Raw genomic sequence first — 23,547 nt, 5'->3', positions numbered from 1 at the left:
CAAAATTAAAAGATGTAGGGTTTTGTGCGATCGCATTTGGGAATCCTCCATTTGAGGGCTTCTAGAAGGAGTGCATCTTGGTTGAAGGCGCAGGCGTGGCTTTGTTCGTCAGCGTCTGTTAGTCGATATAGTCCGAAGGTGGGGTTGAGGTGTAGGGCGCGGCTAATGTCCCAATGGCTGGTATCTGGGGTGCGATTGACTTGGACTAGGAAGGTGAGGAGTTTTTGTTTACGGAGACAGCGACCGACTTCTGCTTGGGGGTGTCCGGCGATGCTAAGTCTATCGATGAGGGAAAGGGTACATTGTTTGAGTTCATCTGTACCGCGATCGCATTCTAATCTGATGGGGAATCTTTGATCAGACCAACGTTGGACTTTTAGATAAGTTTGAATATATTTCTCTGGAAATTCTGTGGCGGGATGGTTGGCTTGTTGTGCAGCTTGGATAAATTCTTCTCTATTAATGATTTCCACTTCTGCATAGGGTAACAATCTCAGCAAATCGTAAGTATAAAAGCGTCCTTCATCCCAAACAGCAGCTTGTAAATCTGAACCTCCCCGAAATCTCAATAGTTCTTCTTGGATAGCTTTCCCCGTGGAATCATTCCCCAAGTTAAACCAATGTCCGCGTTTTTTATCTAATTGTTCTCCATAAACCCGCCGCAAATCTTCCGCCATGCTGGTTTGTAGGGGTTGCATGACTCCTGTTGTTTTGGGACTCATACTAATTAACAAACCTTGGGCTTGGAGTGCGCCCCAATATTCGCGGTATCGTTCAAACTCTTTGGGAGGATCGAAGGCTTCGGTAATAATTTCGCGGAACTCCAGACGACTGGATTCTTCTTTATCTGCTAACTTCTCTTTCAGTCTCGCCATAATCCAAGGAGTACGGTTAGGTAATAATACAAAAGCTTGGTAAGCTGAAAAACCAGCATGACGACCGAGACGACCGAGGCGTTGAATAAAAGTAGCAGAATCACTCGCCTCAAAAATCAGCAAATGAATCTTAAAATCTACACCCACATCAACCGCAGAAGTTCCCACCACTAAAACTGATTGGGTTGCATTTTCTAAATCACCTTGGGTTATCGCCCTTTCTTGTCGGTCAATTCGTCCGCTAACTTCCCTCACAATCACATCAGGAAGTAAAGCCTGGAGTTGACGCACAGCCCGACTTACCAAGGCGACGGAGTTGAGAATAATTAGCCCCCGTCCCCTTCCTTCGGCTTCTAAAAGGGTGCGAATATTTTCAGCTTCTTTTGTTAACCAGCTTAAAGAATCAGTATCTTGGTCTAACTGGACAAACTCCAAATTAACAGCTTGGCATATTTGCCGAAATCCAGGTGTAGACTCACTTTGATAATTTCCTGACACCTCCGTCACCTTAAAACCAGCAGTTTTGAGAATTTTCATAAACTCTGGCTTAGGAGTCGCAGAAGTAAACAAGAAACGCATCGGACGCTTTTTCGGGCGATTATGACGAATTAATAGCATACTGTTGAGAATTGCGGCTTCTTGATGCACACCAAAAATATGAAACTCATCAGCAATGTATAAATCGAGATTTCTAGCCAAAGTAATCGGTAACTCTGCCCGATTATAAGCAGGGTTGAGATAGCGAAAATGCGCTACTAAATGAAAAATATCGGGATTAGTCAAGATAACGTGTTTTTGCTTAAATGTCAGCAGTAATTCCTTAAATTTGTTACCTTTTTGTCCTTGCTCTACCCTGCGGGCTAACTCAGCACCATAAAGAATGTCAATCAATGACTGTCCTTGTGGGTTAAACTGTTCATAATAGCCGAAAACTTGCTTTTGTTGGTCTGTGACTAATTCAATAGTCGGGTACAGTCCAATGACTCGCAAATCAAGGTTAAGTAAACCCGCCAAATAAGCTGCTAGAGATTTACCATCACCTGTGGCTGAAGTGTTAAAGATAACTTCCGATTCTCCTTTGAGAACGGCGGCATAAGTTTCGGCTTGGTGGGAAGATAAAGGACAAGCAGAACCCTGTCCAAAATTAGGAGCTTGCTTTTTGACTTGGCAAGTCTCCGTACAACCAAGAGGACAAGCCCCAACTCCTGGGTTAAGTTGGGAATAGAGGGGCAGTAATTTAATTTTCACGTTAAGCTTGTGGTGTATGTTGTCACAAGTCTAATACACAAAAAAATAGAGATGGTATCAAAAAATGATATTAACTCTAACCAATTGGGGTTTGCTTTAGAGATATTGAAACTACTGGCGCAAAAACCACACAAGAAAGCAGAATTAATTATTGCATTAGGCGATCGCGGTTTTGCAGCCGGAGATTTATCCCAAAAAATTGCTCGCACCATTACTAAACTCAGAGACTCTGGATTTGACATCAAAAGCGCGCCCAATCGTCCCTATGAGTTGATAGAATCGAAATTTCCAGTGATTTTGTCAACAGAACAGCAACAAGCCTTAGCAATGGCAGCAGAATTGCTTTCAGACATGGGTTTTACGGCTCAAGCTGGTCACATCTGGCGCATTGGGAACTTCAACAAAACCAACATCCCCAATTTAGCAGCAGATTTTCATCCTCCAGCTAACTATAGCGAAGAAAATTTAGATGCCGTTTTACAAGAATTACAACAACGCCTACAACAAAAACGCCGCTTTGTCATTTGGTATTGCAACAGCAAGGGTGAAGAAAGACACTGGGACGTAGACAAATCAGAATTGAGATTGCATGATGGTTCACTATATTTATTTGCCTTAGTTCCAGACTGGTTTAGTCGCCATATTCCCACTAGACCCAATGTGGAACAAAACTCAGCCTTTAGAGTAGATCGGATCATCCGCGTTGGTGCAGCTTCCCAAACACCTTGGATTTACAGTAAATTCCCCACCATAGATATTACCTACCGACTCACAGGTGCTTTAGCCACCTATAAACCCCGCCGACCCCATGAAAAAATCATCTCTTCCCCAGAAAACACAGAATACGTTGATATTCTGGCTCAGGAAGACTTTATCTTTTGGTTTAATCAAAGAATGTTACACTACGGCGCAAGTGCCACTGTTTTAAATCCGCCTTGGATAGCACAACAAATCCAAGATGCTCATCAAAAAGCCCTTGACAACTACTTTGGTCAATTAAATTTGGGTTGAAAACCCAACATGATTAAAAGTTTGTTCGGTAACATCCAGATAATCAGTCATCTAAGCAAAAATCTGTTGTAAATTTAAAACAAAACCAGGGAGAACATCTTCACCTGATAAACTTGTGGGAGATTGTAAAAATTCTGGTGCTTGATTGGGGCGATAAATTATTACTTGTTTATCTTTAGGATTAATTAACCAACCGAGTTGTAAACCATTGGCTAAATATTCTTGCATCTTCGCTTTAGTATCTTCTACATCATCGGTTTCCGAAACTAATTCCACTGCAAAGTCAGGACACAAAGGGAGAAATTTCTTTCTTTGTTCTGGTGTCAAAGCTTCCCATCTTTCTATTCTTATCCAAGCCGCATCAGGCGAACGAGTTGCCCCATTTGGTAGTTTAAACCCAGTAGAAGAATCAAACGCTTTTCCTAGCTGATGTTGACTGTTCCAAAACCATATTTGACCTAATAAATCAAAATTTCGGTTTCCAGTTTCTCCCCCAGTAGGTGACATAATAATTAATTCCCCTTCAGCAGTTAACTCTAGCCGCAATTCTTTATTCACAGCAACAATTTGAGCAAATTCCTCATCAGTAAATTGCAGATTAGGAGGTAATTGTAAAGTTAAAGCTGTCATACTTAAACACCATCAACACTAAATATTTACCTCTCTCCTCTAAGAAGAAAAGCTGACGTTGCATAAATGTGGGATGAATTAAGCTTTTTGAGTAAAGTGAACTATCAATTTTTTGCGGCTTTGCGTCTCTCGGCGAAACAATATCCTAACTGCCAAGAAATCTTAAAAGCAAGTGGGTGACGAGGGATTTGAACCCGCAACCAATAGATTAAGAGTCTACTGCTCTACCGTTGAGCTAGTCACCCACACAAACAATCATAATAACAATATTATAGTTAATTCGTCAATATTTAGTCAATTGAAAATTTAAATTGTAGTCGATTGGGGAAATTTGATCATAAAGGTTGTTTGTCCTGCGCCACTTTCTACATGAATTGAGCCACCTAAATGTCTGACCATTTTTTTCACTAAGGCCATTTCTAAGCCTGTACCTCTATATTTCCAGGGGTCATTTTTGGAAATATGGTAAAACGGCTCAAAAATGCGGGTTTGATCCTGGGTGGAAATTTCTAACCCCGAATTACTGACGCTAATTTGCAATGCTGCGGCTGTGGTTTGGGTAGAGACTGTTATTGATTCTCCTGGGGGGGTGTATTTGCACACATAGTTTAAAAGTTCGGTGAGAATGCGTTCTAGTTCGGTGATGTCGGTGACTAGGGGGGTGAGATTAGTTGCAATATCGAGTTTTAATTGCTGTCCCTGACAACTAGTGACATCTAAAAAAGCGGCGACGAGGGGAGGAAGCCACGTTTGTAAGTCGATGTTAATTAAGGTTGGCGGTTCTGGTTCTACCTCCAAATGAATTAGGGTGAGTAAATCGTTTATGAGTCGGCTTTCTCTACCACATTCTTTATGCAGAATTTGTAAGAGTTGGGGAGCGATTTCTGTATCTAGCGTACCGTTGGGTAAAAAGAGACTTTCTAGGGTTTGAGCCGCTAGACTAATGCTGGTTATGGGTGTTTGCAGTTCATGGGAGAGGTTTTTGAGAAATTCCTGGTTGAGACGTTCTTTGGTTTCTAGTTTTTTGATTCTGGCTTGTTTGCTAGCATTGAGTCTAGTTTGACGAATGGCGATCGCACATTCATGGGCTAAAGTTTGTACTAAGTCAATCTCTACCTCTTCAAATCTCTGTTGTGTTGGTTTAATCACCCAAAGATTGCCTAACATCCCATCCTTGTCATAAATAGGACAAGCTAACTGTGTAATAACCAGTAATTTAGGATGCCATCCAGGGACAATTTCTACAGACTGGAAAGGTTGTTTTTGCAAGAGTGGCTGATAAATTTCACATAACTCTTGCGGTTGTCTAATGAGTCCTTGATAGGTAATTTGGGTAGCTGCATACTCATGCACTACACTCACCACAGCACAGTCAGGACTATAGAGTTCGATATAGCAAGATTCTAGTTGCAATAATTTGGTCAACTCTTGGGTAACGTAGGCAAAAACTAGCTTTTCTTCTGGATGATCCCGAATTTTCTCTGTCACCCTCAGCACTAAGCTTTGAAAGTTTTTTGTCTGCTGTAGGTGTGTGTGGTGTTCTCGTTTGTGTAAATCTAGCTGATTTTTCAGCTGTTTGATTTGCTGTTGTAGTTCTTGCTGGTGGGTAGCTATTCCCAGTTGGAAGGCTATTTGCTGGAGTAAATCAATTTCAGTTTGCTCCCATTGATGGGGTTCATGGCAATATTGAGCGATTAATAATCCCCACAAATTCTGCTGTAATAAAATAGGAACGACTAGATGAGCTCTCACCTGCAAGGAGTTTAAAAAATCTCTTTGGCAATTATTGATGCCATCAGTATAAATGTCTGTGACAATTTGATGACAACATCGCCCCCGATGTTCTTGATGTTGGTAACGTAAGCAAGGATCAGGGAAATGTTTACCCAATAGGGAAATATCAGGTGTCACCGTAGCTTCAGCAATGACTACGCCATTGTGATCATGAGACATTTGATAAATGAGGATGCGATCGCAATTTAAACAATGTCGTAAATCTTCGACAGTTTGCTGAAGAATCTCATCGAAATCTATAGCATCATGAATTCTTTGGGTGGCTTTCGCTAATAATTGCTCTTTGCCTGGAGTTACTTGTTTTATCGGGGTAATATTACTACTAGTCCCCAGGATGCGATAAATTCGGGAGTTAGCATCCCGCAATGGCGTTAATGTTGTACTCCACCAAGTCGAAACTCCCTGAAACTGTAAACATTGCTCATAGGAAATCGTCTTACCCAAGCGCACGCAATCAGTGTAACGCTGACGCACCTTAATTGCATCCACAGGAGTCAGAATATCCTCTGGTTTTTTACCCCGCAAATCCTGCGAACTGATACCTATCCACCGTTCATGGGTGGGATTAAGTCCCACATAACAAAAATCACCATTCTCTAACACATCCACCACAAAGATAGATGTCTGCACAGAGTCATACATACTAAGTAGTAACTGTTCCGCACTACTTTTTTCATCAATTGCTGTGCCGAAAATAAGACGAGTGTGAGATTCTTCCGACAACTCGACTGTAGATTCTACGGAATTTATATTCATGCGAGAGTCCCTGTCTGATGTTAATGACCCTTGGAGGCAATGATTTGTGAATTTCGCTGGTATAAAATGTTTTTAGTGCCTCAAGCGAATGATTATGAGTCTTTGCTGACGATATTTGAGCCTTTCTTTAATTCTTATCAGAAATTTAGTCCAGTGAATAGCAATCAGCTTAACAAATCCTATATTGTGAAGGTTAAAACGCATTTGCAAGCTAGTCTAATTTTATTGATTTTTTTTATGAAGATTAAACTGAGATTGTTGCATATATCTAATTATATACAAACATTGTATCAATGAATATTATATTTCTTAATAAATAGGGGTGGAAGGGAGTAGGGGTTTAGGGGAGTAAGGGTTTAGGGGTGTAAGGGGAATATATACCAATGCCCCATGCCCCATGCCCAATTCCCAATTCCCAATTCCCAATTCCCAATTCCCTAATGTACGCTACAACCCGCCGCTTTCAATGCTGGACTGTGGGGTGTAGCTGTGGGTGCTTGCGCGACGAGAACTATATTGCCATTGGGTGCGACTATCCAACCTTGGGCTTCGATAATTTCAGGGGAGCGATCGCCTGATTGTTGATTCGTGGTATTTTCCGATGTGTGCGGTGCTATCTTACCAGTGTGGCTTTCTCTTTCTGCTGGGATATTAATCCAATCTGTCAAGACTGTATCCCCTGTTAAGGTATCCATTGGACTTACCGAAATTCCGCCTCTGCCTGTAGAAATAAATGAACTTCGTTCCGTGCTTTTTCTCGGACTACAAGCAGAAGTAATTTGTTGGGAGGTATCAACTAGATTTGTTGGTAGTTCTACTATCCCTTGACTACTATCAACATCAGGCGTATTAATTTGTATGTCGCCATTTAAAGCAGGATTCTGCTGCGAAAAGGCTGTAATATCGTTAGTCGGCAGTTCACTCGTTTTCAATTCTTCTGGCTTGTCTGTGCCTAATAATCTCGCTACATCTGCACCAGTACGGGGTACAAAGCCAAAAACGCGCTCAGTGTTGATATTGATTTTGCCCCCAGTACCTGCAAAAGCATTGGCAGTGATATCATTATTTTCTGAAGATGCACCCACAATAAAGCCATTAGGTATATTGATGTTAATGTTACCACCATCCCCCCGTCCTAGAGTCTTACCTGCACTAGTAGAGATTTGACTTTGACGACGCATTAATAGTAAATCCTGCACCTTGAGTGTGATATTTCCACCCATACCCGCTTCACTCTCGGCAATCAATTGTCCGCCATTTTCTAACCGGATGGAACGAGCATTGATATTGATTTCGCCTGCTGCGCCTAACTTAGTGGGATCTCCTACGTAAATTACAGTTTTGGGTACTGCACTACTAACAGAAATTGCGCCGCGATCGCGAATAATTAATTTATCAGTAGTTAAATTTAAGTTTCCGGCTTTACCAGTTCCTCTGGTGGTGGTAGAAATACCAGCGACAAAATCATTGATAGAAATACCAGCTACTTCTATGGATTCCGAGGCATTCACTGTCACATTGCCCCCTTGACCTATTGCTGGTATGTACTTCCCTCCTGATAATATCCTACCGGCAGACTCGGTGCTGAGTATGGCTCCATCGTCAATACGTAAAACTTTGGTATTAATGAATATATCACCGGCATCTCCTATATCAGCAGTTGCAGTGAATAATCCCCCAGGGACAGTTTGATTCCCGAAGGTTCTACTACCAGTTAACACCACAGATTCAGAGGCATTGATAATTAATTTACCACCCGAACCTAAGCGTAATTCTGGATTGGCAGCCGCAGCATTGTTGAGAAATTGCGCCCCCACTCTCACTTGTGCGACATCTCTGACAATGAGATTACCAGTTGTAATTTCTAAGTTGCCTGCATTACCAGCACCGAAGGTAACAGTTGTTAAAATTGCGGAATTTAAACCCACCAGTTCTACTGATTCTGAAGCATTAATGGTTAAATTACCGCCTTGTTTCTTACCTAAAGTATTAGCCAGAATTTGTGAACGACTATTGACTAATATTTGCTTACCTTGGAGATGAACGCTACCGCTACCTTCACCACTCACATCAACTTGAGAAGGCCTGGCTGAATTGTTAACAATTCCTTGTGTTAGTTGAATGTTGTGAAAATCGCGGACATTTTCATATCCTAGTTTCCATCCTTGAGGAGTGGGTTGGATATTCACAATACTATTAGCACCGACGCTTCCTAATTCGATTCTGCCTTCCTTGGCGGTTAAATTGCCTCCCTGCAATATCAAATCGCCGCCTACTAATGCTAAAGTTCTTTGTGGCTTTACCTGTAAACCAGCAGGACTGTTGAGACGATTGGTTGCACCACCTAAACTGGCTTGGGATTGGTTTTTGATTGCACCTACTTTTGTGCCGAATTGTAAGCCTGTGGGAACGTTGACAGCTAACAATGGTGCGGTTTGTGGATTGGAAGCACTAAATTGCAGATTATTCGCAAAATTGATCCTATCAGCTGTGGTAGCTAAAAAAGAACCTTGGATATCTAAAGCAGCACGAGAACCTAAAACAATGCCATTGGGGTTAATAAAAAATAGGTTAGCTGTACCGTTAGTTTTGAGAATGCCATCAATATTGGAAATGGAATTACCTGTGACGCGACTGAAAATATTTTGAATGTTTATAGCGTTATTAAAGTAAGCCGTATTGCCGTTATGCAAAGAAAAATTTTCAAAGCTATGGAATAGATTGTTGCCACGAATAGAACCACCATCTATTTGATAAATCGTTTGACCATTGACAACTTGAGGTGTGACAACTGAATTCTCTAAACCCAATGTCTGATCCTGGTTGATTTGTGCCAAGACGCAATCTCCAGAAAAGACAGATAGGCTAGCAATTGCTAAAGCATTTACTAGCCTCAAATCAGAATAGCGATCGCTTCGATTTTGATTCATCGAAAATTTTGTCTCTTACGCCGTCCTTCTAGGACGACTTTACATGGAATGTGATCAAAAGTGAAGTATGCTTTAGCAATAAACCCAACAGCCATCGGGGTTGCCATCAAATGGGCAAGGCTGAATCAATCCTAAGTTTGCACCTATGGGTGGTTTGGGTATGCTAAAAGATTCAATGGCTACCTGACCATTACTCACATCAGCTGATGGCAGTTGATTGACATCTAGTGTGTATTGAATTTTCAGCACTTGTGTATCGGAAATACCGTATTTCTCCAGCACCTTACCCAACTGGGATTTATTCAGAACTTCCATTAACTCCTGGCTAATTTCATTTTGCAATTGCTCTAGAGTTTGAGCATCTAAAGAGACTTCCTGTAACATTTCAGTATTCATGACTGCTGGGGACTCGTACAAAATATTGATTTATTTCCAATGAGAGTGGGTTTAACCCCAATTCTCCACAATTAAGCAAAAGATGCAAAGCTTGAAACCCAGATGGTCTATGACTTTCTGAATTGCGTTAGCGTAGCGGGACGTTAGTCCATTGCGAATTGCGAATTGCGAATTGCGAATTGGTTGAACCTCTCCCAATTACTAATATCAGTCTGTTTGAGCAAACTTATGCAGTCATGAATAATTAATTTTTAATCCCTGTGGTAGCAATACCTCTAATGAACTGACGCTGACCAATGAGAAACAGCACCATCACAGGTACAGTAGCAATTGTCACCGCCGCCATCATCAAAGGCCAATTATTGGTAAACTGCTCTTGAAACTCAGCCAACGCTAACTGCACCGTTCTTAATTCTGGTCTAGTGGTAAATACTAGGGGCTTAAATAAATCGTTCCACTCCGCGATAAATGTAAATAAAAATAGTGTTACCAAAGCTGGACGGGCTAAGGGTAACATGACTTGCCACAGAATTTGTAATCTGTTTGCCCCATCGATAGTTGCGGCTTCTTCCAATTCCACAGGAATTGTTTGGAAATATTGACGTAAGAGAAAAATGCCAAAACCGTTGACAGCAGTGGGTAAAATTAAAGCCCCGTATGTATTGATGAGGTGTCCCCACTTCAACACCAAAAAAATAGGAATCACCAACAATTGAAACGGAATCACCAAAGTGGCTAACACAACTAACAATAGTGCTTGTCTACCGCGAAACTTCAGCCTAGCCAAAGCATAACCGGCTAAAGCCGAAGTCACAATTTGAAATGCCGTCACCGCGATCGCCACCAAGGTAGAATTAGCAAATGCTAATAAAAACTTACCTCTGTGCCAAGCGTCCTGATAATTGCCTAAAGACCAATTATTTTTAGGCAAAATTTCTATGTTTGACCCTGGAGGTACAAAAGATGTCAGAAAAACCACAAATAGTGGTGACAGCACAATCACTGCCCCTAGTATTAATCCTGCTAGGCTGAAAAAATCGGCGGATTTTAGATTCTGGTTGGAGTTAGACATGAGTTTGGGGAATGGGGAATCGGGCATGGGGAATCGGGAATGGGGAATCAGGAAACAAGGGAGATGTTATTTAAATGATCTGTTTTACCTATGCCCTATGCCCCATGCCCCATTTCCAGTCCCATTTTCAAATATTTTCCCCCATGACCTATCGAATTAGTTAAATTGGTAGAGCTATCACACACAGCAAAAGCTAATCTATAACATAGTGACTTGTTAAGTAAAATTAAACAACGATGGGCATTACCCTAAAATCATGGGGTAAATTAGGTTTCGGTATCAAATAATTCAGGTTACAGGAGTAAACATATCATGCAGCAGGTTGCAGCCGATTTAGAAATTGATTTCCACAGCGAAGAATACAAAGATGCCTATAGCCGCATTAATGCGATCGTGATTGAGGGTGAACAAGAAGCTCATGAAAACTACATCACACTAGCTGAACTGCTGCCAGAACATAAAGATGACTTGATTCGCCTCTCTAAAATGGAAAGCCGTCACAAGAAGGGATTTGAAGCTTGTGGACGCAATCTGGATGTCACACCAGATTTAGAGTTTGCTAAGGAATTTTTTGCTGGGTTACACGGTAATTTTCAATTAGCGGCTGCCGAAGGTAAAGTGGTTACTTGCCTTTTAATTCAATCTTTAATTATCGAATGTTTTGCGATCGCTGCATATAACATCTACATCCCCGTAGCTGATGATTTTGCCCGAAAAATTACTGAGGGTGTAGTGAAAGATGAATACAGTCACCTTAACTTTGGAGAAGTTTGGCTCAAAGAAAATTTTGCTGAATCCAAAGCAGAATTAGAAGCAGCTAACCGTCAAAATCTGCCTTTAGTTTGGCAAATGCTCAACCAAGTTGCAGCAGATGCAGCAGTTCTAGCAATGGAAAAAGATGCTTTAGTAGAAGATTTCATGATTCAGTATGGAGAAGCTTTGAGCAATATCGGCTTCACCACCAGAGACATCATGCGCTTGTCAGCTTACGGACTAGCAACTGTTTAAGTAGTTGTGAGTGCTGAGTGCTGAGTGCTGAGTGCTGAGTGCTGAGTGCTGAGTGAGGAGTGCTGAGTGAGGAGTATCGAGAAGGTAAAACAAGTTTTGGATAGTCACACGCCTTTTATACTCAATCCACTAAGCACAGATTTAACAAAAGCTCCTAAATACTAATCTTCACTCAGCACTGGCTAAACGCCATGCTACCGCACTCACAACCCAGCACCGGCTAAACGCCGCGCTACCGCTAACACAACTCAGCACTCACAACTCAGCACTCATCACTCACTCTTGACACTTTGTATAGTATTTTTAAGAGTTAGGTATAGTCTCTTACCCACCCATTTCACGCTTTTAGTTAAGCCCACGCCTAATATATCACTCCATGTTTGGTCTAATTGGACATCTGACAAGTTTAGAACACGCTCAAGCGGTAGCCAGGGAATTGGGATACCCAGAATATGCCGACCAAGGGCTAGATTTTTGGTGTAGCGCACCACCGCAAATAGTTGATCACATTAAAGTTACAAGTGTTACTGGCGAGATTATTGAAGGTAAGTATGTAGAGTCTTGCTTCTTACCGGAAATGCTCGCAAATCGTCGCATTAAAGCGGCAACACGCAAAATCCTGAACGCAATGGCTCATGCTCAAAAGCATGGCATTGATATTACGGCTTTGGGCGGGTTTTCCTCAATTATTTTTGAAAACTTTAACTTAGAGCAGTTTCAGCAAGTCCGTAACATCAAGCTAGAGTTTGAACGCTTTACTACAGGTAATACTCACACAGCTTATATTATCTGCCGCCAAGTAGAAGCAGCATCACAGCAAATAGGCATTGACCTTTCCCAAGCCACGGTAGCCATCTGTGGGGCGACTGGTGATATTGGTTCTGCTGTAACTCGTTGGCTAGATGCAAAAACTGATGTCAAAGAACTCTTGCTGATAGCCCGTAACCAAGAGCGTCTCCAGGAATTACAAACCGAACTGGGGCGAGGAAAAATCATGGCATTGGATGAAGCCCTACCCCAAGCTGATATTGTAGTGTGGGTAGCTAGTATGCCTAAAGGTGTGGAAATTGACCCCACAACTTTAAAACAACCTTGTTTATTGATTGATGGGGGCTATCCCAAAAACTTAGCTACAAAAGTTCAGCATCCAGGCGTGTATGTATTGAATGGCGGCATTGTGGAACATTCTTTAGACATTGACTGGAAGATCATGAAAATAGTCAATATGGATGTGCCAGCACGCCAGTTATTCGCCTGTTTTGCGGAATCGATGCTATTGGAATTTGAGAAGTTATACACGAACTTTTCTTGGGGGCGTAATCAGATTACCGTAGACAAAATGGAGCAGATTGGTCGAGCTTCAGTCAAACATGGGTTTAGACCACTGCTGGTTTAAGTTTGGGGACTGGGGACTGGGTGACAAGGTAGACAAGGAAAAGAATTTTAGATTTTAGATTTCGGATTTTAGATTGAAATCCAATCCAAAATTTAAAATCCAAAGTCCACTAATTGAATTGCCCGATGCCCGATGCCCGATGCCCCATTCCCCATTCCCCATTCCCAATACCCAATCCCTAATACCCAATCCCTAAACGTATGGCTACTACTGAGCGTAAACCTTTACTGTTGGATTTTGAAAAGCCTTTAGCAGAATTAGCAAACCGAATTGACCAAATTCGTCAGCTAGCTGAGGAAAATGGTGTGGATGTTTCTGGGGAAATTCGCAAGCTAGAAACACGGGCTATGCAACTGCGAGAGGAGATTTTTAGTACCTTATCCCCAGCGCAGCGTCTGCAAGTTGCCCGTCACCCCCGCCGCCCTAGTACCCTAGATTATATTCAGGCGATTAGTGATGAATGGATGGAATTACATGGCGATCGCTCCGGGAGTGATGATCCAGCTTTAATTGGTGGTGTGGCTCGTTTAGGTGGGCAACCTGTGGTGATGTTGGGTCATCAAAAGGGACGCGATACTAAGGATAATATCGCTCGTAATTTCGGGATGGCTACCCCTGGCGGTTATCGCAAAGCAATGCGCCTGATGGAACACGCCAATAAGTTTGGTATGCCAATTTTGACATTTATCGATACACCAGGAGCTTTGCCCACAGTGATCGCTGAACGCCAAGGCGCAGGGGAAGCGATCGCCTATAATCTGCGGGAAATGTTCTCTCTAGATGTACCCATTATCTGTACAGTCATCGGTGAAGGTGGTTCTGGTGGTGCTTTGGGTATTGGTGTGGGCGATCGCCTGTTAATGTTTGAACACGCTGTTTACACTGTGGCTACCCCCGAAGCCTGCGCGGCCATTCTCTGGAAGGACGCTAGTAAAGCTCCCCAAGCCGCCGTCGCTTTAAAAATCGTCTCCCACGACTTGAAAAACTTGGGCATTATTGACCAAATTCTCCCTGAACCCATTGGAGGCGCGCATACCGAGCCTCTACAAGCCGCTAACACCCTCAAACAAGCTCTACTGGATAATTTAGAAGAGTTAAACCGTTTAACATCCCAAGAAAGAAGACAGCTGCGTTATGAGAAATTCCGCAAAATCGGTGTTTTTTCCGAAGTTGCTCATTAACCAGCCTGAGAAAATCACTCATTAACGCAATTGCAGTGTTATAATTGCCTGTGGCTCTTAACGGTTTTTAATCATCCGAGCAGCCGCAGGTATTTGTTTGTATCACAAACCTACTCTCAGAGAGAGGTTTGCACACCATCCCTTAATTAGTTTGAATTCATATAGCCTGATTCATCAGGAAGTTATTGTTCGTCCCGTGGAGTGAACACTTAATCAGGAAGCTAATAATAACAAACAATAGTAGCACTTTTTGATGAAAATCATCGGATTTTAAGATTGTTTTAATCTAATTCCCCCAAAAGATTTTCATAATGGGATGGACAGGGCGGGCAAAACTGCCAAAAAATTGGGAGACAGCATGATTTTGGAGCAGAAAAGACGCGCTTTAATTACTGGAGCTAGCAGTGGGATTGGCAAAGCGACAGCACTAGCTTTTATGAAAGCAGGTATAGATGTGGCTTTAGTCAGCCGTTCTCTGGATAAATTGGAAGCTGTAGCCGCAGCCAAGCCAGAATCTGGAGTCATAGCCAAAGCCTACGCCCTAGACCTAGCAGAAGTATCGCAAGTACAAGCAAAAATAGAGGCGATCGCCCTCGATTTTGGCGACATAGATATTTTGGTCAACAATGCGGGGATGGGGTACACAGCCAGCTTAAGTGAAACCCCCCTGGCAGATTGGCAAAAAGTGATTGACCTGAATCTAACAAGCGTCTTGCAGTGCATTCAAGGAATTCTGCCAAGAATGCGAGTTCGAGGTACAGGGACAATCATCAATATCGCCTCCATAGCCGCCAAACAAACCTTTCCTAACTGGGGTGCATATTGTGTCAGTAAATTTGGTTTACTGGCTCTATCGCAAACACTAGCACAAGAAGAACGCGCCCACGGGATTCGTGTCACCACCATTTGTCCTGGTTCTGTCAACACCGAAATCTGGGATACAGAAACCGTTAATGCTGATTTCGACCGCTCCCAAATGCTCACCCCAGAAGTTGTGGCTGAGTCAATTCTGCACACTGCCTTGTTACCACCACAAGCAGTCATCGACGAGTTGATTCTCATGCCCAGTGCTGGCGCACTCTAAATTTAGTTGTGTGTTACTGCTCATTTGTTTTTCATCCATAGCAAATGACCAATAACTAATGACTAATGACTCATATTCAACCATAACCAAGTATTGACATCATGACTATTGCTAGTTCCAACGGTTCTAATCGCTCACAATCGCCTCTAATTCCCGACTTGGCAGAAGCCATCAACACCCGACCAGACCGCAACACCCACAACGGCAGACAGCCAGATTTGCATCCACCCTCAGAAGAACACATGGAACAAATGATGGATGCAGTCAGATCCATATTAGTAGGCGTGGGTGAAGATCCAGAACGGGAAGGTTTATTAAAGACACCCAAGCGGGTAGCCGAGGCAATGCGGTTTTTAACCAGTGGCTACAACCAGTCCTTAGAAGAACTCCTCAATGGCGCAGTCTTTGACGAGGGACACAACGAGATGGTACTAGTTCGGGACATTAACTTTTTTAGCCTCTGTGAACATCATATGTTGCCCTTTATGGGTAGAGCGCACGTTGCTTATATCCCTAATCAAAAAGTTGTGGGATTAAGTAAACTAGCCCGAATTGTCGAGATGTATTCCCGTCGTTTGCAAGTGCAAGAAAGACTGACTCGCCAAATTGCCGAAGCGGTTCAAACCATCTTAGAACCCCAAGGAGTAGCAGTAGTCATGGAAGCCAGCCATATGTGCATGGTAATGCGGGGTGTGCAGAAACCCGGCTCTTGGACTGTAACTAGTGCAATGATCGGTGTATTCCAAGAAGACCAAAAAACCCGCGAAGAATTCTTTAACTTGATTCGTCATCAAGCAGCATTCTTTTAGGGCATGGGGAATGGGGCATGGGGCATAGGGTATGGGGCATTGAAGTAAAACCTTCCTTGTCTCCCAATCCCCAGTTCCAATTCCCTATTCCCTATTCCCTATTCCCTATTCCCCAATCCCCAGTCCCCAATTTCTGAAACAGTAAGGCGACTTTATTTAAATCTTTATCCCCTGGTTTAATTTCTACACCGCTAGATAAATCAATGCCATCAGGATTAACCTGACTCAAGGCTTCTTGAATGTTATCTGGTGTCAGTCCTCCGGCTAGCAACCAAGGACGACTAGGGCGAAATTGTTGCAATATCTGCCAATCTATGGTTTTACCTGTGCCGCCTAATTGCTGGGGGTGATAGGCATCTAGTAATAAAGTATCTATGTATGGCGTGTAAATAGTTGCTTGCGCTAAATGCTCAACGTTACGGATTCTCATGGCTTTAATAATTTCCACGTTAGGCAAAGCCTGACGCAACTCAGCACAAAATTCTGGGGGTTCGTCTCCATGTAACTGTACGCCAGTTAAACCAGAACTAGAGACAATCTGATTGATTTCACTCAGACTGGCATTAGCGAAAACGCCGATTTTGTCAACATTTTGGGGTAAATCTGCCACTGCCGCCTGAATTTGGGAGATGGTGACATAGCGGGGCGAAGTAGGTACACAAATAAATCCTAGTGCAGTTGCACCTAAAGAAGCGATCGCTACTGACTGTTGTGGTTGAGTAATACCGCAGATTTTTACACGCATAGAAAATTTAAATACAGCAAACTGTAAAACCGAATTTCGGTGATGTCCTAACTAACTCTATAATTTTCTAGGTCTACATTAAATTTGACCTTTATATTTAGGAGACAAAAGCTTGATTACACCAAATCTATTGGCAGCTGCTACATCTGTACCAGTCACACCTGAATGGAGTCCAACTGTAGCTATTATCATCAGTGCTAGCAGTGTAGTAGCTCTTTTGTTAACTCTCAGAATTGAAAAACCCCAAGTCGGCCTCAAATTACCTGGGCTACCTCTGAGTGTCCCTGCGTTTCTTGGTGCTATGGCTTTTGGTCATGTGATCGGTATTGGTATCGTCTTAGGATTGACTAATATTGGTCGTCTATAGTTGATGATATTAGTTGTACGTTGTATCTGACGTATTACTGATTCCCAAACTTTTCTGACTAATTAATGTTCTTTCTCCAACCATGAGACTTGAGATAAGAGTACAGTCCATTTCGGCGTTACCAACTCAACTGAAGAGAGATAGTTAAACCTTTCTCTTGAGAGAGGATTCTACAACTTCTGTTAGTGGAGTATTAACTGGGTGATTAACTCATAGCCTCAATAAATTGTACTCATGCAGGAGAAAGAACTATGTTTCCATTAATGCTGTTAGCAGTTCAAGTAACTGTTCCTAACACTGGTACAAGCTGGAATTGGGCAGGAACACCGATTATTATTGGTAGTTGTTTATTAGTGCTTTTAATTGCTGGTTGGTCAGTTTGGTATCCCCATGTCGGCCCTAAAATGCCTTTACCTTTCCCTGCTTTATTTAATAATCCTAGTGTGGCGACATTTTTAGCAGCTATGAGTTTTGGTCATATTATTGGCGTAGCTGCTGTTTTGGGCTTAACAAATTTGGGTATTCTTTGAAACTTTTCATGAATTAGGCGAGAGGGGAAAAAGATTTCTTATTTCCCTTTTTCTTGTCTCAGCTTTTTTATACTTTTGGTCTGATTAAATTATTAATACCCAATATAGAACTGAGTAAGAATTATATCAAGAAAAGCGATAGACTACGCCCTGCCTTTGGCGATCGCACCACTACTAACTCGGCATAAAATTTGTATTTTTCTATTTTTTCACTGCTCAAGTCAGCCTGATTGTCTATTCTAGAATTGGGGATAAAGCAAGATTTTGTCATGTCTCCCCGTCAAAATAACAAATTTATATCTAAAACACCTCATACCATCGGTGGTATGTCTGCTGAAAATATCTAGTTTCAGGATAATCTAATGCAAACAAATTGGAAAATTGGGTCTTTATTTGGCATTCCCCTATTTTTAGACCCCTTGTGGTTTGTCATCTTGGGTTTGGCAACGCTGAATTTTGGTGTAGCTTATCAAGAATTAGGAACTGTGACAGCTTGGAGTGCGGGAATTATTATGGCACTGCTGTTATTTGCTTCCGTGTTAATGCACGAATTAGGCCATAGTTTAGCAGCGCGATCGCAAGGCATTAAAGTTAATTCTATTACCCTATTTATGTTTGGGGGCATTGCGGCGATTGAAGAAGAATCGAAAACCCCAGGAAAAGCCTTTCAGGTAGCGATTGCGGGGCCTTTGGTGAGTATTGGGTTGTTTTTTCTTCTCAGATTAGGTGGTCATGTTGTCCCAGATACTAGCCCAATCAGCATGATGGTGGGTGACTTGGCGAGAATTAACTTAGTCGTCGCCCTATTTAACTTAATTCCAGGATTACCCTTAGATGGTGGTCAAGTATTAAAAGCTGCACTGTGGCAAATTACTGGGAATCGCTTTCAAGCCGTACATTGGGCGGCTAAGGCGGGACAGATTTTAGGTTATGGTGCGATCGCCTTGGGTTTTGTGGTAGATTTCTTGACTAGAGAGTTAGTCACTGGTTTATGGATTGCGTTATTAGGTTGGTTTGCCGTGCGTAACGCCAACACCTATGACCGGATGACCACATTACAGGAAACCTTGCTGAAAGTGACAGCCGCCGATGCGATGACTCGTGATTTCCGTGTCATAGACGCTGATCAGACTCTACGTTCCTTTGCTGACGCGTATTTATTGGAAACCAACGCATCCGAAGTTTATTTTGCAGCCTCTGATGGACGTTACCGGGGAATGGTCGCCATTGAGGATTTACGCTTAGTAGAAAGAAGTGAATGGGAAACTCAAACTCTACATAGTATTGTCCATCCTCTAACGGAAATACCCACAGTTACGGAGTCAACTTCCATTGCTGAGGTGATTACTAAGTTAGAAACTGAGAAATTAGCTCGTGTTACTGTCCTCACACCTGCGGGTGCTGTGGGGGGAGTAATTGACAGGGGAGATATTGTCCAGACTTTAGCAGAAAAGTTAGGTTTGCAGATTAGTGAGGGTGAGATTAAGCGCATCAAACAAGATGGTAATTATCCGCCTGGGTTACAGTTAGGAGTAATTGCAAAGTCTACGCTTTAATTTAGATGCGAGAGGATTTTTCACCGCCAACCTACACTGATAAACGTTGATAATTAGTCCACTTTATTAGTGTTTATCAGTGTAAGTTGGTGGTGATGATTTAACTGCTAAATATACAATTATCGCCAGTCAAAATAGATTTAGGACTGATAGTATTATTAGCTAAAAGAAGAAGCTTTTACATAAAAATAATCAAACTCAATTAGGTCACAAGTAGAAATAAAACTAGCAAAACCGTTAAGCTGATTAAAGTGATTCTTGTAAAATCCCCGTGTCTATCAACCGCCTGACTCAACAAATCCAATTCATCATTGAAATTGACCGCCTCAAGTTAATACTGCGCCAAACTTTGCTGACAGACGGTTCGCGTCAAGAAAACAGCGCGGAACATTCTTGGCATTTGGCAATCATGGCATTTACTTTGGCAGAATATGCTCCACAAGGGGTTGATATTCTCTGTGCTATCAAGATGGTATTGATTCACGATTTAGTAGAAATTGATGCAGGGGATACCTTCTGTTACGATGTGCAGGGTAATGAGGGTAAAGCCGAGAAGGAAGCGCAAGCCGCATTACGTTTATTTGGGATGTTACCACCAGAACAGGGAAAAGAATTTCATCAATTGTGGCATGAGTTTGAATTGTGTGAAACTCCCACAGCTAAATTTGCCGCAGCATTAGACCGCATCCAGCCTATACTGCATAATCAACAAACCCAGGGTGGAACTTGGCGTATTCACGGAATTAGACGAGATCAGGTAATGAAGCGAGTAGCACCTGTAGAAACTGGTGCGCCGGAACTCTGGCCTTTTGTCTTGCAATTGATTGATGATTGCGTAGCGTCTGGTTATTTGCAAGAATCTCGTTTGTAGTGAGGACTTTAGTCCTCATTTCTCTAGGGACAATTCCACCAAAATGATGCTATTTACACCAGCAAAAACAGGACTAAAGTCCTGACTGCGAACTTGAAATTTCGTCCCACTCAGAGAGACAAAGGGGTTGAGTTTTAATCTCTATATCAAAAACATCTCTAGCCGCAGCAATTAAAGCTGTCATAATCTGATCTACACTCAAGTTTGGCGGTAAATGTACTGGTTGAAAAGACTCCCCACCAAATACTTGAGTAAATAATTCTGCATCTGGTTGCAAACGCATCGAACCATGCTGCAAAATCGCGCCACTTTTTCTTAATTGCGCGCTACCAATTAATTTCGCACCATCTGCTAAGACTAAATCCGCACCTGTCGCCGTTCCGAAGCAATTGGGATTATGAATGTAACCGCGTCCGGCTGTACCATAATCTAACTGAACGCCGATCGCTCTCCATCCTTGAATTAAAAATTCACAAATCTGTTGATAATTCTCTAGACGATTCCCCGCTAATCCAGAGGTAACAACAGTATAAGTTAAATCTCCTTGGTGTAAAACTGCCCTCCCACCTGTAGGACGACGCACTAAATCTAATGTTTGACCTTTCCAAGTGAGATTTTCCCAATGTTGGGGATAGGTTTTTTGATGATAACCAAGGGAAATAGCGGGTGGCGACCAAGTGTAAAATCGTAGAGTTGCAGGACAATTTCCTAATAGGTGCTGTTGTAATAACCATCGGTCAATAGCCATCTGCACACTACCAGAAGCTTCTAGAAACGGAATCAGTCGCCAAACCTGCTTGTTACTCATTGAAAATTGTGAACTATCTAAGCTGCACCAAATTTAGATTGTAAGGCTTCGTCATTGTTATCTGCGATCGTTGCCACAATTGTAATTAGTCTCGATACTTCCCCTGGTGATAACTCGGCTAATGTGCGTGTAGAAAGGACTACTACTCGATTATCCACAATCCCAAACCGCGCTTCAAAGGTGCTAGAACAGTTCATTTCCAACAGTTGACGCATTAACTTAGGTTCATCTTTAGCCGGTAGTTGAAGAATTGCAGCCCAAACTGTGATTGTGTCTTCATCAGTTGTTCCGGTGAGTTGAACGAATACTTCCACACTCCCGTATTTAAATTTCCACAGATAACCACCTCCTGCGGGGTGACTCACCATCGCAGAATCATCTTGTTCTAAGGTATCAATGACATTTTCAATCACTTCTACATGGTTAATACTGCTTGTTTCTACTAGTTCTTCTAGAGAATCTTTGCTAGTTAGAGTTTCTTGGTAGCTTGTCATACAGATTTTTCTCTCAATATACTCACTACATACTTTATAGCCTGTGAGTCAAATTCGGTTGAGTTCCTCAAGGGAGAGTCTGAGTTGTGAGTGGTGAGTTGTGAGTGCTGAGTTGTGAGTGCTGAGTTGTGAGTTGTGAGTGCTGAGTGCTGAGTGCTGAGTTGTGAGTTGTGAGTTTTGAGTGATTTTTTCTCCTCTGCACCCTTACACCCTCATACCCTTACACCCCTACACCCCTACACCCCTACACCCCTATTTTTTCCAGAAGTAAGAAAGGTTACATTTATTTTTAGAAGAATTGCTTGTAATATATCTCTTGCTGCACCTGTACTCAGTAATCAGTGTAGCTATTTTTAATTTTCATGCCGCTAAGGATGTATAAAGCTATGTCCTCTCTGTCTGAAATTGTGCAAACTCGTGATGTGCGTCAGTTGGGAATTAACCCGAATCATTGGTATGTGGTTGCACGTAGTAATGAGGTGACAAGTAAACCGTTAGGCATTACAATCTGGCATTACGCGATCGCACTTTATCGAGACAGTCAAGGACAAGTTCACGCTCTAGAAGACCGTTGTCCCCATCGTCAAGTTAAACTTAGTCACGGACAAGTCATTAACGATGAATTAGAGTGTGCTTATCACGGTTGGCGTTTCAATCATCAAGGCGAATGTGCAGCAGTTCCCTATCTCGCCGCTAATCAGAAGCTACCTAACTGTACTATCCGCCGCTACTTAGTCAAAGAACAAGACGGTTTTATCTGGTTATATCTCGGTAAGGAAGAACCAAAAGTAGAACCTCTGGGTTTACCAGAATGGGAGCATTTAAATTATATTGCTACAGTTTCCGTTATTAATTGCCAAGCTCATTATTCCTATTTAATTGAAAACCTGATGGATATGTATCACGGACATTTACATCAGGATTTACAAGCTTGGGCGGAAGCTACACTCCAAGATATAGATGAAAATGATCACAGAGTAGACGCGCACTACCAAGCCCAAAGTTATTACAAAATCGATAAAATCTGGTCAATTTCCCAACTATTTTTCCCTGCACTCCGACGTTTACATCCCGAACCCCTAGATGTGAGTTACATTTATCCCCACTGGATGTCTACTCTAGGAAAGGACTTTAAAATCTATTGCTTATTGTGTCCCATCAGTGAAACTCAAACTAAGGCTTATCTCATTCACTTCACTTCATTAAACGCCTTTTGGCGATTACATAAACTACCGGTATGGTTTCGGCGATTTGTCAAAGATAGCCTATTTGGTGCAGCCCAAAAACTACTCGATGGTTTAGTTGTTCAAGACGTAAAAATGATTGAAGAAGAACAACAAGCCTACTTACAAAATCCCGAAAGACGCAACTATGAATTAAATCGCGCCTTAGTCAGTGTTCAAAGACTGATGAAAAATCAAGTGGAAAAGTCAGAAATTAATTACTAGAGTTTCTTCATTGAAGTTCACACCTACGTAGAGGAGCAAGAGAATGGCCAAGACTAGCGATGCGATAAAAATCATTGACCAAATGACTAGCAGCGATCCTGAGCTTGAGGCAATGGTAGCAGAAGCTTCAATCAATGCAGAAGTGGCACAGTTGATTTATGAAGCTAGAACAAAAACAGGGTTAACACAGAAACAACTGGCTGAACTTATTGGCAAAAAACAGCCTGTGATTGCACGGCTAGAAGATGCTGATTATGAGGGACACTCTCTGTCAATGCTCCAAAAAATCGCTCACGCTCTTAATCAGCGAGTAGTGATTTATGTGACTCCATTGGAACATGAACAGAGTGTATAAGTAGAACGACTTGAAAAAACCAAACTATGTAAAGTAATGTAAAAAAAACTGAATTTAGTTTGTAGTAAGGACTTTAGTCCTCTCTTAAGGACTAAAGTCCTTACTACAAACCTTTAATTATTTACACCGTTCTACTTAGTTAAGACGTTATTCGGATGCAAAAGCATGAAATTTATTGTTACA

24 protein-coding genes and 1 tRNA gene are annotated in these 23,547 nt (G+C 42.1%); 12 read left to right on the top strand and 13 right to left on the bottom strand.

Features of this window, described 5'->3' with window-relative positions; translation table 11 throughout:
* Positions 1-5: 5 nt before the first annotated feature.
* Complete coding sequence (cas3, locus tag CV014_RS06195) at positions 6-2,123, bottom strand: type I-D CRISPR-associated helicase Cas3' (protein WP_236141230.1); 2,118 nt, start codon at positions 2,121-2,123, stop codon at positions 6-8.
* A gap of 51 nt (positions 2,124-2,174) precedes the next feature.
* Here cas3 and CV014_RS06190 point away from each other — a divergent pair, with 51 nt between their 5' ends.
* Positions 2,175-3,134, top strand: coding sequence for a helix-turn-helix transcriptional regulator (locus tag CV014_RS06190; RefSeq protein WP_236141229.1), 960 nt, complete (start codon positions 2,175-2,177; stop codon positions 3,132-3,134).
* A 51-nt stretch (positions 3,135-3,185) separates the two neighbouring features.
* Here the strand turns inward: CV014_RS06190 and CV014_RS06185 are convergent, their stop codons facing one another.
* The 6 genes from CV014_RS06185 to CV014_RS06160 all read right to left on the bottom strand — a co-directional run bounded on the left by CV014_RS06185 (position 3,186) and on the right by CV014_RS06160 (position 10,712).
* Positions 3,186-3,764, bottom strand: a complete 579-nt coding sequence (locus CV014_RS06185) for a Uma2 family endonuclease (RefSeq protein ID WP_236141228.1) — start codon at positions 3,762-3,764, stop codon at positions 3,186-3,188.
* Between the two features lie 173 nt (positions 3,765-3,937).
* Positions 3,938-4,009: transfer RNA gene (locus tag CV014_RS06180), tRNA-Lys, on the bottom strand.
* Between the two features lie 61 nt (positions 4,010-4,070).
* Positions 4,071-6,314 carry a sensor histidine kinase gene (locus tag CV014_RS06175; RefSeq protein ID WP_236141227.1) on the bottom strand — a complete coding sequence of 748 codons (2,244 nt, stop codon included), beginning with the start codon at positions 6,312-6,314 and terminating at the stop codon, positions 4,071-4,073.
* Between the two features lie 437 nt (positions 6,315-6,751).
* Complete coding sequence (locus tag CV014_RS06170; protein WP_236141226.1) at positions 6,752-9,244, bottom strand: two-partner secretion domain-containing protein; 2,493 nt, start codon at positions 9,242-9,244, stop codon at positions 6,752-6,754.
* Positions 9,245-9,316: 72 nt separating this feature from the next.
* Positions 9,317-9,640 (bottom strand): hypothetical protein, encoded by a 324-nt coding sequence (locus CV014_RS06165; RefSeq protein ID WP_236141225.1) that lies wholly within the window; start codon positions 9,638-9,640, stop codon positions 9,317-9,319.
* A gap of 244 nt (positions 9,641-9,884) precedes the next feature.
* Positions 9,885-10,712, bottom strand: coding sequence for a carbohydrate ABC transporter permease (locus CV014_RS06160; protein ID WP_236141224.1), 828 nt, complete (start codon positions 10,710-10,712; stop codon positions 9,885-9,887).
* Positions 10,713-11,024: 312 nt separating this feature from the next.
* Between CV014_RS06160 and CV014_RS06155 the strand changes: the two genes are divergently transcribed.
* Positions 11,025-11,720, top strand: coding sequence for an aldehyde oxygenase (deformylating) (locus CV014_RS06155; RefSeq protein ID WP_236141223.1), 696 nt, complete (start codon positions 11,025-11,027; stop codon positions 11,718-11,720).
* On the opposite strand, the gene CV014_RS29870 is transcribed toward CV014_RS06155, so the two are convergent.
* A complete protein-coding gene (locus tag CV014_RS29870) occupies positions 11,706-11,828 on the bottom strand; it encodes a hypothetical protein (RefSeq protein WP_268964517.1) in 123 nt (40 codons plus the stop codon). The two genes, CV014_RS06155 and CV014_RS29870, sit on opposite strands and share 15 nt — an antisense overlap.
* A gap of 268 nt (positions 11,829-12,096) precedes the next feature.
* Here CV014_RS29870 and CV014_RS06150 point away from each other — a divergent pair, with 268 nt between their 5' ends.
* From CV014_RS06150 to folE, 4 genes are all read left to right on the top strand, one after another.
* Positions 12,097-13,116 (top strand): long-chain acyl-[acyl-carrier-protein] reductase, encoded by a 1,020-nt coding sequence (locus CV014_RS06150; protein WP_103136882.1) that lies wholly within the window; start codon positions 12,097-12,099, stop codon positions 13,114-13,116.
* 200 nt (positions 13,117-13,316) lie between these two features.
* Positions 13,317-14,297 (top strand): acetyl-CoA carboxylase carboxyltransferase subunit alpha, encoded by a 981-nt coding sequence (locus CV014_RS06145; RefSeq protein WP_103136883.1) that lies wholly within the window; start codon positions 13,317-13,319, stop codon positions 14,295-14,297.
* Between the two features lie 358 nt (positions 14,298-14,655).
* Positions 14,656-15,381, top strand: a complete 726-nt coding sequence (locus tag CV014_RS06140; protein WP_236141222.1) for an SDR family oxidoreductase — start codon at positions 14,656-14,658, stop codon at positions 15,379-15,381.
* A 101-nt stretch (positions 15,382-15,482) separates the two neighbouring features.
* Complete coding sequence (gene folE / locus CV014_RS06135) at positions 15,483-16,190, top strand: GTP cyclohydrolase I FolE (RefSeq protein WP_236141221.1); 708 nt, start codon at positions 15,483-15,485, stop codon at positions 16,188-16,190.
* Between the two features lie 91 nt (positions 16,191-16,281).
* Here folE and CV014_RS06130 read toward each other — a convergent pair whose 3' ends face one another.
* Positions 16,282-16,935 (bottom strand): phosphoribosylanthranilate isomerase, encoded by a 654-nt coding sequence (locus CV014_RS06130; RefSeq protein WP_236141220.1) that lies wholly within the window; start codon positions 16,933-16,935, stop codon positions 16,282-16,284.
* 112 nt (positions 16,936-17,047) lie between these two features.
* Between CV014_RS06130 and psaK (CV014_RS06125) the strand changes: the two genes are divergently transcribed.
* Positions 17,048-17,302, top strand: a complete 255-nt coding sequence (psaK, locus tag CV014_RS06125) for a photosystem I reaction center subunit PsaK (RefSeq protein WP_236141219.1) — start codon at positions 17,048-17,050, stop codon at positions 17,300-17,302.
* 251 nt (positions 17,303-17,553) lie between these two features.
* Positions 17,554-17,832: a photosystem I reaction center subunit PsaK gene (gene psaK / locus CV014_RS06120; RefSeq protein WP_236141218.1), complete on the top strand. Its 279-nt coding sequence runs from the start codon at positions 17,554-17,556 to the stop codon at positions 17,830-17,832.
* A gap of 121 nt (positions 17,833-17,953) precedes the next feature.
* Here psaK (CV014_RS06120) and CV014_RS06115 read toward each other — a convergent pair whose 3' ends face one another.
* A complete protein-coding gene (locus tag CV014_RS06115) occupies positions 17,954-18,103 on the bottom strand; it encodes a hypothetical protein (RefSeq protein WP_236141217.1) in 150 nt (49 codons plus the stop codon).
* 91 nt (positions 18,104-18,194) lie between these two features.
* Between CV014_RS06115 and CV014_RS06110 the strand changes: the two genes are divergently transcribed.
* Positions 18,195-19,388 (top strand): site-2 protease family protein, encoded by a 1,194-nt coding sequence (locus CV014_RS06110; protein ID WP_236141216.1) that lies wholly within the window; start codon positions 18,195-18,197, stop codon positions 19,386-19,388.
* A 271-nt stretch (positions 19,389-19,659) separates the two neighbouring features.
* Entirely contained in the window at positions 19,660-20,259 is a 600-nt protein-coding gene (locus CV014_RS06105; RefSeq protein WP_236141215.1) for an HD domain-containing protein, read from the top strand.
* A 73-nt stretch (positions 20,260-20,332) separates the two neighbouring features.
* Here the strand turns inward: CV014_RS06105 and CV014_RS06100 are convergent, their stop codons facing one another.
* The 3 genes from CV014_RS06100 to CV014_RS29865 all read right to left on the bottom strand — a co-directional run bounded on the left by CV014_RS06100 (position 20,333) and on the right by CV014_RS29865 (position 21,763).
* A complete protein-coding gene (locus CV014_RS06100) occupies positions 20,333-21,067 on the bottom strand; it encodes a lipoate--protein ligase family protein (protein WP_236141214.1) in 735 nt (244 codons plus the stop codon).
* A gap of 17 nt (positions 21,068-21,084) precedes the next feature.
* Entirely contained in the window at positions 21,085-21,561 is a 477-nt protein-coding gene (locus CV014_RS06095; RefSeq protein ID WP_236141213.1) for a YbjN domain-containing protein, read from the bottom strand.
* A 67-nt stretch (positions 21,562-21,628) separates the two neighbouring features.
* Positions 21,629-21,763, bottom strand: coding sequence for a hypothetical protein (locus tag CV014_RS29865; protein ID WP_268964516.1), 135 nt, complete (start codon positions 21,761-21,763; stop codon positions 21,629-21,631).
* A 184-nt stretch (positions 21,764-21,947) separates the two neighbouring features.
* On the opposite strand from CV014_RS29865, the gene CV014_RS06090 reads away from it, so the two are divergent.
* Positions 21,948-23,009, top strand: coding sequence for an aromatic ring-hydroxylating dioxygenase subunit alpha (locus tag CV014_RS06090; protein ID WP_236141212.1), 1,062 nt, complete (start codon positions 21,948-21,950; stop codon positions 23,007-23,009).
* A gap of 43 nt (positions 23,010-23,052) precedes the next feature.
* Complete coding sequence (locus CV014_RS06085) at positions 23,053-23,364, top strand: helix-turn-helix domain-containing protein (RefSeq protein ID WP_236141211.1); 312 nt, start codon at positions 23,053-23,055, stop codon at positions 23,362-23,364.
* The last annotated feature ends 183 nt before the right edge of the window (positions 23,365-23,547 follow it).

It is taken from the genome of Nostoc sp. CMAA1605 (assembly GCF_021596505.1).
GTDB lineage: Bacteria > Cyanobacteriota > Cyanobacteriia > Cyanobacteriales > Nostocaceae > Trichormus.
Note: the sequence above shows the minus strand (reverse complement) of the source record. Positions and strands in the feature narration are given on the sequence as shown.

What these genes read in the sequence shown, in the direction of transcription:
- psaK (WP_236141218.1), top strand. Translation starts at nt 17,554, where the DNA reads ATGTTTCCATTAATGCTGTTAGCAGTTCAAGTAACTGTTCCTAACACT.
- folE (WP_236141221.1), top strand. Translation starts at nt 15,483, where the DNA reads ATGACTATTGCTAGTTCCAACGGTTCTAATCGCTCACAATCGCCTCTA.
- CV014_RS06170 (WP_236141226.1), bottom strand. Translation starts at nt 9,244, where the DNA reads ATGAATCAAAATCGAAGCGATCGCTATTCTGATTTGAGGCTAGTAAAT.
- CV014_RS06090 (WP_236141212.1), top strand. Translation starts at nt 21,948, where the DNA reads ATGTCCTCTCTGTCTGAAATTGTGCAAACTCGTGATGTGCGTCAGTTG.
- CV014_RS06165 (WP_236141225.1), bottom strand. Translation starts at nt 9,640, where the DNA reads ATGAATACTGAAATGTTACAGGAAGTCTCTTTAGATGCTCAAACTCTA.
- CV014_RS06110 (WP_236141216.1), top strand. Translation starts at nt 18,195, where the DNA reads ATGCAAACAAATTGGAAAATTGGGTCTTTATTTGGCATTCCCCTATTT.
- CV014_RS06160 (WP_236141224.1), bottom strand. Translation starts at nt 10,712, where the DNA reads ATGTCTAACTCCAACCAGAATCTAAAATCCGCCGATTTTTTCAGCCTA.
- CV014_RS06085 (WP_236141211.1), top strand. Translation starts at nt 23,053, where the DNA reads ATGGCCAAGACTAGCGATGCGATAAAAATCATTGACCAAATGACTAGC.
- CV014_RS06185 (WP_236141228.1), bottom strand. Translation starts at nt 3,764, where the DNA reads ATGACAGCTTTAACTTTACAATTACCTCCTAATCTGCAATTTACTGAT.
- CV014_RS06190 (WP_236141229.1), top strand. Translation starts at nt 2,175, where the DNA reads ATGGTATCAAAAAATGATATTAACTCTAACCAATTGGGGTTTGCTTTA.
- CV014_RS06140 (WP_236141222.1), top strand. Translation starts at nt 14,656, where the DNA reads ATGATTTTGGAGCAGAAAAGACGCGCTTTAATTACTGGAGCTAGCAGT.
- CV014_RS06175 (WP_236141227.1), bottom strand. Translation starts at nt 6,314, where the DNA reads ATGAATATAAATTCCGTAGAATCTACAGTCGAGTTGTCGGAAGAATCT.
- CV014_RS06115 (WP_236141217.1), bottom strand. Translation starts at nt 18,103, where the DNA reads ATGACAAAATCTTGCTTTATCCCCAATTCTAGAATAGACAATCAGGCT.
- CV014_RS06145 (WP_103136883.1), top strand. Translation starts at nt 13,317, where the DNA reads ATGGCTACTACTGAGCGTAAACCTTTACTGTTGGATTTTGAAAAGCCT.
- CV014_RS06150 (WP_103136882.1), top strand. Translation starts at nt 12,097, where the DNA reads ATGTTTGGTCTAATTGGACATCTGACAAGTTTAGAACACGCTCAAGCG.
- CV014_RS06155 (WP_236141223.1), top strand. Translation starts at nt 11,025, where the DNA reads ATGCAGCAGGTTGCAGCCGATTTAGAAATTGATTTCCACAGCGAAGAA.
- CV014_RS06130 (WP_236141220.1), bottom strand. Translation starts at nt 16,935, where the DNA reads ATGCGTGTAAAAATCTGCGGTATTACTCAACCACAACAGTCAGTAGCG.
- CV014_RS06100 (WP_236141214.1), bottom strand. Translation starts at nt 21,067, where the DNA reads ATGAGTAACAAGCAGGTTTGGCGACTGATTCCGTTTCTAGAAGCTTCT.
- CV014_RS06095 (WP_236141213.1), bottom strand. Translation starts at nt 21,561, where the DNA reads ATGACAAGCTACCAAGAAACTCTAACTAGCAAAGATTCTCTAGAAGAA.